The following is a 13,948-nucleotide window of genomic DNA, read 5'->3' as shown; positions in this document are numbered from 1 at the left end:
CCAGTGGTGACCTTCTATGGCGAAACCGTCTCCTCTCGACTGCTTCTGGGGACGGCACAATACCCGTCCCCCAAGGTGCTCGGCGAGGCGGTGAAGGCCTCCGGTACGGAAATCGTGACGGTATCGCTCCGACGGGAGACAGCGAACGGTGGTTCGGGAGGCCGGTTCTGGGAACTGATCCGTGAACTCGGCGTGCGCGTCCTGCCCAACACCGCTGGCTGCCATTCGTTCAAGGAAGCGGTCACGACGGCAAAGATAGCGCGGGAACTTTTTGGCACCGACTGGATCAAGCTGGAAGTGATCGGTCACCACGACAGCCTGCAACCGGATGTCTTCGGACTTGTCGAGGCCGCACGGATCCTGAGCGCCGACGGCTTCAAGGTGTTCCCGTATACAACCGAGGATGTGGTCGTCGGTGAGAAGCTTCTCCAGGCGGGCTGCCAAGTGCTGATGCCCTGGTGTGCGCCCATCGGCTCGGCGAGGGGGCCGGTCAATCCGGAGGCGCTGAAAAGCTATCGTGCGCATTTCAGGGAAATTCCGCTGGTGGTAGATGCCGGGCTTGGCCGGCCTTCCCATGCGGCGCATGTGCTCGAACTCGGCTTTGACGCGGTTCTCCTGAACACGGCCGTCGCCAAGGCGGGCGATTCGGTGGCCATGGCCGGGGCCTTTGCCCGGGCTGTCGAAGCCGGCCGGCTGGCTTATGAGGCAATTCCCCTGGAACCGCGCGACATGGCGGTTCCGTCCACCCCGGTCATCGGAATGGCGGTGTTTGAATGAAGCTCGATCCGTTTTACCTCATCCTCGACAGTTCCGACTGGGTCAGGCGGCTGGTGCCGCTCGGCGTGAAGCTGGTGCAATTGCGCATCAAGGACCAGCCGGAGGAGGTGCTGCGCCGGGAGATCGCGGACGCGAAGGCAATCTGCGCGGAAAATGCCTGTCAGCTGGTTGTCAATGACTATTGGCAACTCGCCATCGACGCGGGCTGCGACTTTGTTCATCTCGGCCAGGAGGATCTGGCCGAGGCCGACGTGGGTGCCATTCGAAAGGCTGGTCTGAAACTCGGTGTCTCCACCCATGACGGTGAGGAGTTGGAGACAGCGCTTGCCGTTGATCCGGATTATGTGGCGCTGGGCCCGGTCTATCCCACCATCCTGAAAAAGATGAAATGGGCGCCCCAGGGCGTGGAGAAGATCGCCAGGTGGAAGCGCCAGGCCGGTGATCTGCCGTTGGTCGCGATTGGCGGCCTCAATCCGGAGCGTCTGCCGGCGGTCTTTGAAAACGGCGCGGACTGCGCGGCGGTTGTCACGGACATCACCCGCAATGCGGACCCGGAAGCGCGCACGCGGGAATGGATCGCGGCGACGGAGAAGTGGCGGTAGACACACAAAAATGACCTTTACCGACGTCATGCCATGGCTTGACCCACTGCTGTCCGGTTAAGCAGGAACCTCTGACCACAATCAGGCTATGCCGCTTGTTCCAGTCTCCCCCCTGGAGGGGGAGATGTCTCCGATAGGAGAGGGGGGGCTCAACCTCTCGGCAAACAAGGCCTTTTTCGAATTCGCGGAACCGCTGCGCCCCCTCCTCTGTCCGGTTCCCGGACATCTCCCCCTCCAGGGGGGAGAGGGGCGCAAGCGGCAAGACGCTACGTGTCCCGGATCGGAAAAAGCGTAAATATCGACAATGAATCAATGACCTGTTGTAACTGAGCCGCGTTTAACCGGACAGCAGTGGGCTTGACCATGGCATCCGCGCCGTTTCTTCTCCCATGAAGAGGGCGGCCTTTGATTGGCAAGTCACGGCATGGATTGCCGGATCAAGTCCGGCAACGACGTCAGCGAGGGCAAGGGCAATGGGGCCTCATCCAAACATTGCCTTGTCGCGTGCGACCTGATCGCGCAGGAAGTCCTGAACGGCGGCGACATGGCGCAGCGGCCGGGAGCTTTCGTGCGTGACCATCCAATAGGCCCGGTTCAGCTTGATGTCCGGAAGCACAGGCACAAGCTTGTTGTCCTCGCGCGCGATGAAATCGTGCAGGATGCCGATGCCGTTGCCGCTCCGGACGGCTTCGGTCTGCCCAAGCGCCGAGGCGATTTCAAAGCGTGACGTCCAGTCCTTGACGATCTCCGTACCGTAATTGAGGGAAGGCGAGTAGAGCAGGTCTTCGACATACCCAATCAGATCGTGCGCGCTTAGATCGCTTGCGGCCCTGGGTGTGCCGTGGGTTCTCAGATACGCTTTCGATGCGTAAAGGCCGAGTGTGTAATCAACCAGTTTGCCGGCCACGAGGCGGCCGGTTTCCGGCCTGTCGATGGTAACAGCGATGTCGGCTTCTCGCCGCGACAGGGAAAAGGACCTGGACACCGGCACGAGTTGCACTGTCAGGCCGGGGTGTTTTTCGGTCAGCTTGCCGAGCCGGGGAGCGAGGTAGGCAACGCCGAACCCGTCCGGTGCACCAATGCGGACCGTGCCGGTGACACCGGGCGTGTCCCCACCGAGGTCGGCCTCGGCGGCAACGGCTTCCGCCTCGATCCGTTCGGCACGGTCCATGAAGCGGCTGCCTGCCTCGGTCAGGATGCAGCCTGACGTCGACCGGTCGAACAGTCTGGTACCGACACTGTCCTCCAATGCCGTCAGACGCCGGGCGACCGTGGCGTGGTTGAGGCCCAGCCGCCGGGCGGCGGCGAGGATCTGGCCGGTGCGGGCGATTGACAGAAATATCCGGATGTCATCCCAATTCATGCAAGGACCCTTGGTTCATTCCCCACCAATTGTCCTCCCGGGCGCAGCGAAGCGAAGATCCGGGGTCCGGTACGCCGCAGCGCTTTTGGGCTACAATCGCCGTCTCGGGTTACCGGGCCCCCGCTTGCGCGGGGATGACAATGGAGAAGATGTCTTCAACATCAGGCGCTTATTTGCCATAACTATAAAAAATGCACAACAGGTCCGGAATTCTGGATCTTGTTTATTGCAAAAAATAAAGTCAAAAAGACTGCGGATCCGGCGGGAACCTTGCTGCGCCGGCGCGTCAGACATTTTGGGAGAAACGCGACATGGAAAAGATCGGTCATTTCATTGGCGGCAAGCGTGTCGAAGGCACGTCCGGCCGTTATTCGGATGTGTTCAATCCGGCCACCGGCGAAGTCCAGGCGCAGGTTGCGCTGGCCAGCCAGGCCGAAATGGACGCGGCCATCGCCAACGCTGCCGCGGCGCAGCCGGCATGGGCGGCCACGAACCCGCAGCGCCGTGCCCGCGTGATGATGAAATTCGTCGACCTGCTCAACCGCGACATGGACAAGCTCGCGGAAGCCCTGTCGCGTGAACACGGCAAGACCTTTCCCGATGCCAAGGGCGACGTTATCCGCGGTCTCGAAGTGGCCGAGTTCTGCATCGGTGCACCGCACCTGCTGAAGGGCGAGTTCACCGAGGGCGCCGGTCCGGGCATCGACATGTATTCCATGCGCCAGCCGCTCGGCGTCGTTGCCGGCATCACGCCGTTCAACTTCCCGGCCATGATCCCGATGTGGAAATTCTGCCCGGCGATTGCCTGTGGCAATGCCTTCATCCTGAAGCCGTCCGAGCGCGATCCGTCCGTGCCCATCATGCTGGCCGAACTGATGATCGAGGCCGGCCTGCCGGCAGGTGTTCTGAACGTCGTCAACGGCGACAAGAGCGCGGTCGATGCGATCCTGGACGATGAAACCATCCAGGCGGTCGGCTTCGTCGGCTCCACGCCGATCGCACAATACGTCTATGCCCGCGCAACCGCATCCGGCAAACGCGCACAGTGCTTCGGCGGTGCCAAGAACCACATGATCATCATGCCGGATGCCGACATGGACCAGGCCGCCGATGCCCTGATCGGTGCCGGTTACGGTGCCGCCGGTGAGCGCTGCATGGCTGTGTCCGTGGCCGTTCCGGTTGGCGAAAGCACAGCGGATGCGCTGATCGAGAAGCTGGCGCCGAAGGTCGAGGCCCTGAAGATTGGTCCCTATACCGCCGGCAACGATGTCGACTTCGGTCCGCTGGTCACCAAGGAAGCTCTGGCCCGCGTCAAGGGCCTGGTCGACCAAGGTATCAAGGAAGGCGCCAAGCTGGTGGTCGACGGCCGCGACTTCTCCATGCAGGGCTATGAAAACGGCTTCTTCATGGGTGGTTGCCTGTTCGACAACGTCACGAAGGACATGGAAATCTACAAGACCGAGATCTTCGGACCGGTCCTCTCCGTTGTCCGCGCGCAGAACTACGAGGAAGCTCTCGACCTGCCGCTCAGCCACGAATACGGCAACGGCACCGCGATCTTTACCCGTGACGGCGACACGGCCCGCGACTTTGCCTCCCGCATCAATATCGGCATGGTCGGCATCAATGTGCCGATCCCGGTGCCGCTCGCCTACCATACCTTCGGCGGCTGGAAGAAATCCGGCTTCGGTGACCTCAACCAGCACGGTCCGGACGGGTTCAAGTTCTACACCCGCACCAAGACCGTCACCTCCCGTTGGCCGTCCGGCCTGAAGGATGGCGCCGAGTTCGTTATCCCGACGATGAAGTAAGCCTCCAAAGGCTGACCTGAAGCGCGCTCCCGGTTCCGATCGGGAGCGTTTTTTTCAGCTGATGGCAATGCCTGTTGAACGGGTCAGGCTCAAAATCCGAGGAGATATCCCGCGGTGCCGATGGCCAGAAGCGGGATCAGGACGCAATAAAGGCAAAACAAGATCCAGAAAGCCGAAGGCTGTTTAGAACGGTATACGTAGCCGAACGGCAACAGGACCTTGCCGTGTTCCAGGTCCCTGACCAGGCAATAGGCCCAGAAGGCTGCAAAGAGGAAAACCGCGAGGCCGAGTACCGCCTGACCATAGTAACCGGAAATCAGAAGCAGCGCCGCCAGGGTGACGCCAAGTGCCACCAGCAAAGAGGCGACAGCGCGGGCAGCGATGATATAGCCAAAGTCGCCGAGGCCAGGTCTGCGATCGCTCATGACGTCCTCCGGTCAGGTGTCCCGATTAAAACCCGTTCCGGTCATAGGCCGTCATTTCCGTGCCGATGGCAAGGGACCGGCTCCACGGACGGAGTTGTCGCGGAGCCTTGCGTAGGGTCGTCAGGCCGCCTTCGCGGCGGCCGTCACGGTACGGTCGGCGTGATAGTGGGACATGGATACTAGTCCGTCGATTTCGGCCATGACCGCGGCAAAACCGGGATCCTTCATCACCTTTTCCGCCGCTTTTCTGGCCGTTTCCAGATCCTTCCACAGCACGACGTCTGCAAACAGATTGTTGTCCTCGTCCGATTCATAGGCAGTCCAGGACAGGAAGCCCTCATAGGCCTTGACCGTGTCCTGTGCGGCGCGGCGGGCAAGTCGGGCCTTGTCCGCGTCCTTCACCTTGAAAATGACGAGTTCGAGGCAGGGGTCTGACATTGTTATCTCCATGTACTAGAAGGGGTGATCCCTGGATGAAGATGACACAGGGGTCCTGACAGCTTGCTGTCAGGAGTGTTTTCAGGCGCCGAGGTTGCACCGGTTGAGAAAATGGTCTTGTTCGGTGGAAGCTGAGCACAAAAAAGGGGACATCAAGCCGTACACGTGGCAATACGCCGCTTGAATTCGCGAGGGGAGCGCGACATCACAGGCCGATGCAAAAGAGTGTGAGTGAACAAGATCCGGGCACCGGAAATGCCGGGCAGACGCAAATGGACCGCGCCATCGGTCACCCGGGCGAGCGGGAACGAAAGACGCTGCGGCGCAGCGGGCTCCTTCTGGCTGCATCCGATCTCCTTTGGATACCTCAGGCCGGTCTCGTCGCCTTTGCGCTCGGCACCCTGTTGACCGCATTGCATGCCGCGCCGGTTGTGCCTTCGGATGCCACTGTTGCCAGCATTTTGGCGTGTTTCGCGGGTCTCGTCGTTCTTGCGGCGGTCAGGGTCGTGCTCCAAAGCCTGGGCTCTGATCTTGCCCGCAGCGCAGCGCAAACATTGCAGAACCGTGCCCGCACGCAGTTGCTCGCCGCGGCTGCACGGACCTCGCCCGCAGCCGACTTTCCGTCCTCCGGTGCCTTCGCGGCCCATGTCACGGAGCAGGTCGATCACCTGGGCCCCTATTACAGGAACTTTGTGCCGCAGGTCCTGCGTTTGAAAATCGTTCCCCTGGCGATCGTCCTGGCAACGGCCTGGTTCAGCTGGATGGCTGCCCTGATCCTTCTCGTGTGCGGGCCGCTCATTCCCGTTTTCATGGCGTTGATCGGCATGAAGGCGAAAGCCGCCAGCGCGGATCAGCAGGAGGAACTGACGCGGCTCAGCGGGATCCTGCTGGACCGGATCAGGGGATTGGAGACACTTGAACTCTTCGGCGCCCTGCAACGCACCCGCGACGACATTGCCGCGGCGGGGGAGCGGTTCCGTATCGGCACGATGCGTGTCCTGCGGATCGCGTTCCTGTCCTCCACGGTTCTGGAACTGTTTTCCGCGCTCGGCATTGCGTTTTGCGCCGTTTATGTCGGTTTTTCGCTTCTGGGCGAGATTTCCATCGGGACATGGGCCGATCCGCTTGGATATGCGTCCGGTCTTTTCGTTCTGTTGCTTGCACCGGAATTCTTTGCGCCGCTCAGGGCCTATGCCGCCGCCTATCACGACCGGGCGGGCGGATTGGCCGCGCAGGAAAAACTCTCGCGGATCCTGGAGGAGTGCGGCAGCGTAGAGCCGCTTGCGGCCGGTGGGGGGACAAGGCATGCGGGCGTGAAGCCGGGATGCCAGAGCCCGCCAGCTGTTCGCGTCGGGTCGGCTACACTTGTCCTCGGCACACAAACCGTCTTCCGGAACCTGAACCTCGAGATACGATCCGGCGAGACCGTCCTCCTGACGGGGCCTAGCGGCAGCGGCAAGACAAGCCTGCTGGACTGCCTTCTCGGCTTCCATCAGCTCAGCTCGGGCGAGATCGGCATTGACGGAGCGTCGCCACGGCAACTTGGGCCGGGGTTTTTGCAATCGGTGTGCTGGCTCGGCCAGTCCCCGCGCCTGTTTCACGGCAGCCTCAAGGCGAATCTGCTGAAAGGCGCTTGCCGGCCCGAGGCCGTTTCCGATGCCGATCTCTGGGAGGCGCTTCAACTCGCCGGTGCAGCCGGCCTGGTGGAGCGTTTGCCGCGTGGTCTGGCGACGCCCCTCGGCGAAGACGGGTTCGGCCTGTCTGTCGGCGAAATCAGGCGGATCGCGCTGGCACGGGCGGCCCTTCGCACAGAAGCAACGCTCCTCATCGCGGATGAGCCGACGGCGGCACTCGACGAAGAAACGGCAACCGATGTCATCGCTGGACTGGCGCGCCTGGCGGCCGGGAGGACGACGGTAATCGCGACCCACGACCCGGCGGTGCTCGAACTTCGCGGGAGGGTGGTCGACCTCGGCGAAATCGTTCCTGCGCAAACGGAGGCTCTGGTCGAATGAGCGCCATCCGTCAGATCATCCTTGCCCAGTACAGGCATGACCGGCGGTTTTTCCTGCTGGGACTTCTCATGTCGCTGGTGCCTGCCGCCGCGGGCATTCTTCTGCTCGGCGTGTCCGGCTGGTTCATCACCGCCGCTGCGATCGCCGGAATGTCCGGCGTCTTCCTCAACATCTTCGCGCCGAGTGCGATAATCAGGGCACTGGCCATCTTGCGAACCGGCGGACGCTATGGCGAGCGCATCCTGACCCACGACGCGACGTTCCGGTTTCTGGCGCATCTGCGCAACCGCATCTTTTCCGGCTTTTCCGCGAGCCGGAAACGCGGCGTCCGTTCCGGCAAGCTGCTCAACCGGCTGACCCTCGACATTGCCGCCCTGGATACGGTCTATCTGAGACTGGTCGTTCCCGGGGTGGTCGCCGCCGTTTTGCTTGTGGCGCTTGTCATCTGGTGGGCGCACGTCCCTGGTCCTGCGCTTGCCGTCGGGTTGGTCTTTGCCGGCGCCTGGCTTGCCCTGATGCTTCTGTCGGTCCGGCGCGCGGATCGAAAAACGGCCCGCAGGGCGGATGCCGCCCTGGAAGCAATGCGCCTGCGCGCAGCCGATCTCGTTGCCGGGCGCCGGGATCTTGCCATTTACGGAGGTCTCGAAGCGGCAACGCAGAGCGTCCTGTCGGCACAGGAGCGCCTCATGGCTGCGGAAACAAGCGAGGAAAGGCGGGTTCTGAGGCTGTCCGCGGCCTCGAGCCTGATCGGACAAATCTTCCTCGCAGCCACGTTGGGCGTGGCGGTCTGGAGCGCTTCTCAGGGCCATTTCAGCGCGGCCTTTGCCGCAGGTCTCGTTCTGGTGGTGATGGCGCTTCCCGAAAGCATCGGCCAGCTTCTTCCGGGTCTCGCCCGTTTGCCCCGGATTGCACTGGCAGCCGGTCGCTCGGGCGCGCTTCTGCCTGGGGCGGCTGAGACGGAAACTCGGGAACCGGTTTCGGAAGTCCGGCCGCCGGCCGGGGCCGCGGCAAGTGTACTCGCCTTCGAAAAGGTATGCTTCCGTTATCCGGGAGCGGAGCGGAACGTACTGGACAGTCTGGAATTCCGGATCGCCGCCGGCGAGGTTCTCGGCGTGGCCGGCCGCAGCGGCTGCGGCAAAAGCACCATCGCGGCACTGGCCGCCCGCATGATCGTGCCGGTGAGCGGGCACATTCTTCTGAGCGGTGGGAGACTGGACCGGGTGCCGGAAGAGACACTGCGCAAGACGGTGTCGGTGCTTGGGCAGCGTCCCTACCTTTTCAACGATACGGTGGCGGCCAACCTGCGCATCGCCAGACCCGGCGCGGATGAAGGTGCTCTCTGGACCGCCCTGGACCACGCGGCGCTGGCGGATCGGATCCGCAACAGTCCGCAGGGACTGGACACCGTGTTGGGCGAGGGCGGGCTCGGGCTATCGGGCGGCGAGCAGCGCCGGCTCGCGCTTGCGCGCGCGTTTTTGACGCGGCCGGCCCTGTTCATTCTCGACGAGATGACGGAAGGCCTGGATGCCGAAACGGCGTCGGCGGTGCTGGATCGGTTCTTTGCCTTCAGGGGCGACGCAGCGGTGCTGATGATCACGCACAAACGGGTTGAACTCGGACGTGCCGACAGGGTCCTGCATCTGCCCTGAGAGACGGTCCTTTCGGGGGTGGTCCAGGATCGTCCCCGAAGGCGTTGGAAATGCTCGAAAGTGCGCTGCACGTCCTTGCGCTTTCCGCCTGTTCAGGAACGGTCCTGACCACAACGAGCCCAGTCGTTTAATGTGTCACAACAGCCTAGAGCGTTCTTTTTGCATATATTTCGTGGCCGGTTTTTCTCGCTTTCCGGTTGTTCAAACTGAAGTGTCGCATTGACCTTGCCCGGGGGCTGGGCCACCATCGCGACATCCGAAGACTCATTTTCCTGGCTGGCTTTTCGACGGGATTGGCAAGCGCAGCAGTTTTCATATCGAACACACCGCGATTGCCGGGCCTGCGGGAAATCCGAGAATTCGACCAGGTTTTTGCTCAGGCCTGAACGGGCCTGAAAAGGGGGAATACGATGGAACTGAACGTCGTTGACCTGTCCCGGCTGCAATTTGCCATGACAGCGCTCTACCACTTCCTGTTTGTACCCTTGACCATCGGGCTGTCCATTCTGCTCGCCACGATGGAAACGGTCTATGTGATGACCGGCCGAGAGGTTTGGAAACGCATGGTCAAGTTCTGGGGCACGCTGTTTGGGATCAACTTCGTGCTCGGGGTGGCAACGGGCCTGACGATGGAGTTCCAGTTCGGCATGAACTGGGCCTATTTCAGCCAGTATGTCGGCGACGTCTTCGGCGCTCCCCTGGCCATCGAGGGCCTGATGGCCTTCTTCCTGGAAGCGACCTTTGTCGGCCTGTTCTTCTTTGGCTGGGACAAGCTGTCGAAACGTCAGCATCTGGCCGCGACCTGGGCGGTCGCGATCGGCACGAACTTTTCCGCGCTCTGGATCCTGATCGCCAATGGCTGGATGCAGCATCCGATCGGGGCGGCGTTCAATCCCGATACGATGCGCATGGAAGTCACCAGTTTTTTCGACGTTCTCTTCAACCCGGTGGCCCAGGCCAAATTCGTCCACACAGTGTCGGCCGGCTATGTCACCGCGGCGATGTTCATGCTCGGAATTTCGGCCTGGTACATGCTGAAAGGCCGCCATATCGCGATTGCCAAGCGCTCCATGGCGATCGCGTCCGCCTTCGGTTTCGCCTCGGCGCTTTCCGTTGTCGTGCTCGGGGACGAAAGCGGCTATGAGGCCAACCTGAACCAGAAGATGAAACTGGCGACGATCGAGGCCATGTGGGAGACGGAGGAGGCGCCCGCCTCGTTCAACGTCGTCGCCTGGCCGGACATGGTAAAGCATGAAAACGTCTTCGCGATCGAGGTTCCCTATGTCATGGGACTGATCGCGACCCGGTCCCTCGATACGGTCATTCCCGGAATCAAGGATCTTGTCGACCGCACCAAGGACCGCATCCGCCAGGGCGCTATCGCCTGGGACGCGCTTCAGAAGATCCGGCAGGACCCGGCAGGTGTGAGCCCGGATGTGCGCGAGACCTTCCTGCAGAACGAGAACTCGCTCGGCTACGCCTATCTGCTGCTGCCGTTCACGGACAATCCGATGGAGGCTACCAGGGAACAGGTGAACGCGGCGGCCTGGTCGACCGTTCCGGAAGTCTGGCCGATGTTCTACGCCTTCCGGATCATGGTCGCCTGCGGCTTCTTCTTCATCCTGATCACCGCGGTGTTCTTCTACTATTCCTCGTCGGGACAGCTTGACGCACTGCGCGAGAAACGCCGCTGGCTGCTGCACGTGGCGGTCTGGGCGATCCCGCTGCCCTGGATTGCCTGTGAAATGGGCTGGTTCGTTGCCGAATACGGCCGGCAGCCCTGGATCATCGAGAGCATGCTGCCGACATCGGCCGCCGTGTCGAGCCTGTCGATCATCGAGGTGCTGCTGACGCTGGCCGGTTTCATCGCCCTGTACAGCACATTGCTGGTGATCGAGATCACGCTGATGATCAAGTACATCAAGATAGGTCCGGATGACGGCGAGGCCGAACAGAAACAGCCTCCCGCCGCCGCTCAACCGATCATCCCCAATGCAGCCTCTGTTCCTGCGGAGTAATCAGACATGGTTCTTTACGAATTGATCGACTACTCGGTGCTGAAGATGATCTGGTGGCTGCTGCTCGGCGTGCTGCTGATCGGGTTTGCCGTGATGGACGGCTTCGACATGGGCGTCGGCGCGATGCTGCCCTTTGTCGCGGAGACCGACATCGAACGGCGTGTCGTGATCAACACCATCGGGCCGACCTGGGAAGGCAACCAGGTCTGGTTCATTCTCGGCGGTGGCGCGATTTTCGCGGCATGGCCGCCGCTCTACGCCATCAGTTTCTCGGGCTTTTACCTGGCCATGTTCGTGGTGCTTGCCGCCATGATCCTGCGGCCGGTGGCCTTCAAATACCGGTCCAAGCGACCGGACCCTTCGTGGCGCAACGCCTGGGACTGGGCGCTGTTTACCGGTTCCTTCGTGCCGGCACTGGTGTTCGGGGTGGCGGTCGGCAACGTGCTGCTTGGCATTCCCTTCACGCTCGACATCGATCTGCGCATGACCTACGAGGGCTCGTTCTTCGGTCTGTTCTCTCCTTTTTCGCTGCTGTGCGGGCTGTTGTCGGTCGCCATGCTCGTCATGCACGGATCCGTCTGGCTGGTGATGCGTGCCACCGGCGACATCGCACAGCGCGCCCGAAAGTTCGGCACTTTGGCCGCCGGACTGGGACTGGTGCTGTTTGCGCTCGGCGGCTACCTGGTCTCTTCCGGCTATGTTGAAGGTTTCCGCATCACGTCGGAGATCGATCCGAACATGGCTGCCAATCCGCTCGCCAAGCAGGCGATAACCGAGGGCGGCGCCTGGCTCTACAATTACTCGGTCCATCCGGTGCTTTGGCTGGCGCCGGCCCTTGGCTTCCTGGGCCTGTTCGGCACGCTGGTCCTGTTGCAGACGCGGCTTGAAATGCTGATTTTTCCTGTTTCGAAAACGGCGATTTTCGGGATCATCTCGACCGTCGGCGTGTCCATGTTCCCGTTTATCCTGCCGTCTTCCATTCAGCCGGAAGCAAGCCTGACGGTCTGGGACGCGTCGTCCAGCCACAGGACGCTGTTCAACATGCTGGTGGCCACAGCGATCTTCCTGCCGATCATCCTTGCCTACACCGCCTGGGTCTACAAGGTTCTGTGGGGCAAGGTGGACGAGGAAACGATCGAACGCGACAATCACACGGCGTACTGAGGAGATGGACTGATGTGGTACTTTGCCTGGATCCTCGGAATGCCGCTGGCGTGCTGCCTCGCCATCCTGAACGCCATGTGGCTGGAATTGCGCTCCGAGGACGAGCGCCGCCGTCTGGAGGAGAACCGGTAGAGGTTCAGCGGCGCGCGCATCAATTGATGGCAACCGTGTATTTGACCACGCGGTTGTTGTCGCTGTCGGAAATGAAATAGTCGTTTCCGCGGATGGCGATGCCTTCCGGGTCATCGAATTCGTTTGGTCCCTTTCCGGGCCAGCCGGTGCCGAGGACTCCGACAAGAACGGCACCGTCTTCGCCCTCCGGGTCGATCATCAGGATCCGGTGCGCATCCTGGTCGGCCACCACCAGGCGTCCGAAACTGTCGACATCCAGATAGCGCGGTCCGGCAAAACCGAATTGGGGCCCATCGACAACCTGCAACAGGGCGAGGTCCGGGGAGTAGCGGACAAGGCGACGGTTGAAATTGTCGGCGACCCAGATTGACCCGTCGGGTGCCTCGGCAACGTCATGCGCCCCCGGATGACTGCCGGCGCTTCCGACGGCCTCGCCGTTTTCATAGGCGATCAGCTCGGCAGTGCCGCCCGACATGGCATAGATCCGGCCGTTGCTGTGGGCGAGGGCGCCTTCGGTGCGCGCCGCCGGTAGCATCGCCATTGGTGCCGTGCCGAGCGTTTCCACACCGGAATAGACATAAACGCTGCTGAGACCGGTGACCGCGACGGCGACCTTGCCGTCGGCGCCGAAGGAGATGTCATGGACCCCTGGAAGCTTGCCCTCCGAGAGTGTCTCGATAAGTTCAAGCGTATCGGGATCAAGAACGGCAATGCGATGACCGAACTTGTCCGCAACGTAAAGCAGCCCGTCCGGCCCGAAGGCGAGGTCGTGGGGATCTCTCAAAACTTCCGGACCGGCTCTGTCAAAGGCGGCAAAGGGGGCCGGGGTATCTTGGGCGAATGCGGGCGGTGACCCCGTCAGGGATAGAAGCAAGACCGCAAAAACCGACCGCATGGTGTCATCTCCGCTAACTCGGGGTTCAAGGTCCCTGAACCCATGTTCCCCATTCCACAGGCAAAGGCGAAGTCTAGCGGCATTACATGGTTGCCGCCTAGATGGACAAACCGATCGTCTTGCTGATTTTTTCGCCTGCATTCACCGCATGGTAGGTCGGAAAGGGCGCGCGCGAGGAAAGGTCGATTTCCCGCCTGATCCACTCCTGCTCTTCCAGTGCGTGGAGCGATTTCGACAGGGCGCGATCCGAAATAGTGTTCAGTCCGGCCTTTATGGTCATGAAGCGCTTCGGTGTCGACGTGACTGCCAGAACAGGGACGGCCCAACTCCGCCTGACAAGCGCGAAGTCCTTGTCTTCGGGAGCCAATTCCAGGATACGGCTGGCCAATGCGGCGACGGGAATACCCGCTTGCGTGAGTCTGAACTCCGGCCGCAGCGGATGGCCGTAACCTGGATTTTTTTCAAGCATCCCGATTCTGATCAGATGATCCAGGCTCGAAGCAAATGCCGAACGGCTTGCTTGGGCCGCCGCGATCAGCGGAGCCTGCCGGCCGGGAACGCCGGAATGCATCAGCGCCAGGATTTTCAGGCTCCAGGCCTTCGAAGTGAGGTTGACAAGCAGCGGCATGTTCATAAAGTATAGCTACTATACTTTTGAT

13 protein-coding genes are annotated in these 13,948 nt (G+C 61.8%); 8 read left to right on the top strand and 5 right to left on the bottom strand.

Going from position 1 to position 13,948, the window contains the following annotated elements; all coding sequences use genetic code 11:
* The first annotated feature begins 3 nt into the window (after positions 1-3).
* Both O6760_RS25660 and O6760_RS25655 read left to right on the top strand, forming a co-directional pair.
* Positions 4-777, top strand: a complete 774-nt coding sequence (locus O6760_RS25660; RefSeq protein WP_269582491.1) for a thiazole synthase — start codon at positions 4-6, stop codon at positions 775-777.
* Positions 774-1,379: a thiamine phosphate synthase gene (locus O6760_RS25655; protein ID WP_269582490.1), complete on the top strand. Its 606-nt coding sequence runs from the start codon at positions 774-776 to the stop codon at positions 1,377-1,379. The genes O6760_RS25660 and O6760_RS25655 overlap by 4 nt, the downstream gene beginning before the upstream one ends.
* Positions 1,380-1,860: 481 nt before the next feature.
* Here O6760_RS25655 and O6760_RS25650 read toward each other — a convergent pair whose 3' ends face one another.
* Positions 1,861-2,742 carry a LysR family transcriptional regulator gene (locus O6760_RS25650; protein WP_269582489.1) on the bottom strand — a complete coding sequence of 294 codons (882 nt, stop codon included), beginning with the start codon at positions 2,740-2,742 and terminating at the stop codon, positions 1,861-1,863.
* A gap of 311 nt (positions 2,743-3,053) precedes the next feature.
* Here O6760_RS25650 and O6760_RS25645 point away from each other — a divergent pair, with 311 nt between their 5' ends.
* Positions 3,054-4,553, top strand: coding sequence for a CoA-acylating methylmalonate-semialdehyde dehydrogenase (locus O6760_RS25645; protein ID WP_269582488.1), 1,500 nt, complete (start codon positions 3,054-3,056; stop codon positions 4,551-4,553).
* An 89-nt stretch (positions 4,554-4,642) separates the two neighbouring features.
* Here O6760_RS25645 and O6760_RS25640 read toward each other — a convergent pair whose 3' ends face one another.
* Complete coding sequence (locus O6760_RS25640) at positions 4,643-4,978, bottom strand: hypothetical protein (RefSeq protein ID WP_269582487.1); 336 nt, start codon at positions 4,976-4,978, stop codon at positions 4,643-4,645.
* 120 nt (positions 4,979-5,098) lie between these two features.
* Complete coding sequence (locus O6760_RS25635) at positions 5,099-5,416, bottom strand: hypothetical protein (RefSeq protein WP_269582486.1); 318 nt, start codon at positions 5,414-5,416, stop codon at positions 5,099-5,101.
* Between the two features lie 227 nt (positions 5,417-5,643).
* On the opposite strand from O6760_RS25635, the gene cydD reads away from it, so the two are divergent.
* The 5 genes from cydD to cydX all read left to right on the top strand — a co-directional run bounded on the left by cydD (position 5,644) and on the right by cydX (position 12,394).
* Entirely contained in the window at positions 5,644-7,431 is a 1,788-nt protein-coding gene (cydD, locus tag O6760_RS25630) for a thiol reductant ABC exporter subunit CydD (protein ID WP_269582485.1), read from the top strand.
* Positions 7,428-9,080, top strand: coding sequence for a thiol reductant ABC exporter subunit CydC (cydC, locus tag O6760_RS25625; protein WP_269582484.1), 1,653 nt, complete (start codon positions 7,428-7,430; stop codon positions 9,078-9,080). Before cydD ends, cydC begins: the two co-directional genes overlap by 4 nt.
* 410 nt (positions 9,081-9,490) lie before the next feature.
* Positions 9,491-11,098: a cytochrome ubiquinol oxidase subunit I gene (locus O6760_RS25620; RefSeq protein ID WP_269582483.1), complete on the top strand. Its 1,608-nt coding sequence runs from the start codon at positions 9,491-9,493 to the stop codon at positions 11,096-11,098.
* 6 nt (positions 11,099-11,104) lie between these two features.
* A complete protein-coding gene (gene cydB / locus O6760_RS25615; RefSeq protein WP_269582482.1) occupies positions 11,105-12,262 on the top strand; it encodes a cytochrome d ubiquinol oxidase subunit II in 1,158 nt (385 codons plus the stop codon).
* A gap of 12 nt (positions 12,263-12,274) precedes the next feature.
* The gene (gene cydX / locus O6760_RS25610) at positions 12,275-12,394 is read left to right on the top strand and encodes a cytochrome bd-I oxidase subunit CydX (RefSeq protein ID WP_269582481.1); all 120 of its coding nucleotides are present in this window, start codon (positions 12,275-12,277) and stop codon (positions 12,392-12,394) included.
* Positions 12,395-12,413: 19 nt separating this feature from the next.
* On the opposite strand, the gene O6760_RS25605 is transcribed toward cydX, so the two are convergent.
* Both O6760_RS25605 and O6760_RS25600 read right to left on the bottom strand, forming a co-directional pair.
* Complete coding sequence (locus O6760_RS25605) at positions 12,414-13,178, bottom strand: Vgb family protein (protein ID WP_269582480.1); 765 nt, start codon at positions 13,176-13,178, stop codon at positions 12,414-12,416.
* 208 nt (positions 13,179-13,386) lie between these two features.
* The gene (locus O6760_RS25600; protein ID WP_269582479.1) at positions 13,387-13,860 is read right to left on the bottom strand and encodes a winged helix-turn-helix transcriptional regulator; all 474 of its coding nucleotides are present in this window, start codon (positions 13,858-13,860) and stop codon (positions 13,387-13,389) included.
* Positions 13,861-13,948: the final 88 nt, after the last annotated feature.

It is taken from the genome of Roseibium sp. Sym1 (genome assembly GCF_027359675.1).
GTDB lineage: Bacteria > Pseudomonadota > Alphaproteobacteria > Rhizobiales > Stappiaceae > Roseibium.
This window is presented reverse-complemented; position numbering and strand designations above follow the sequence as displayed.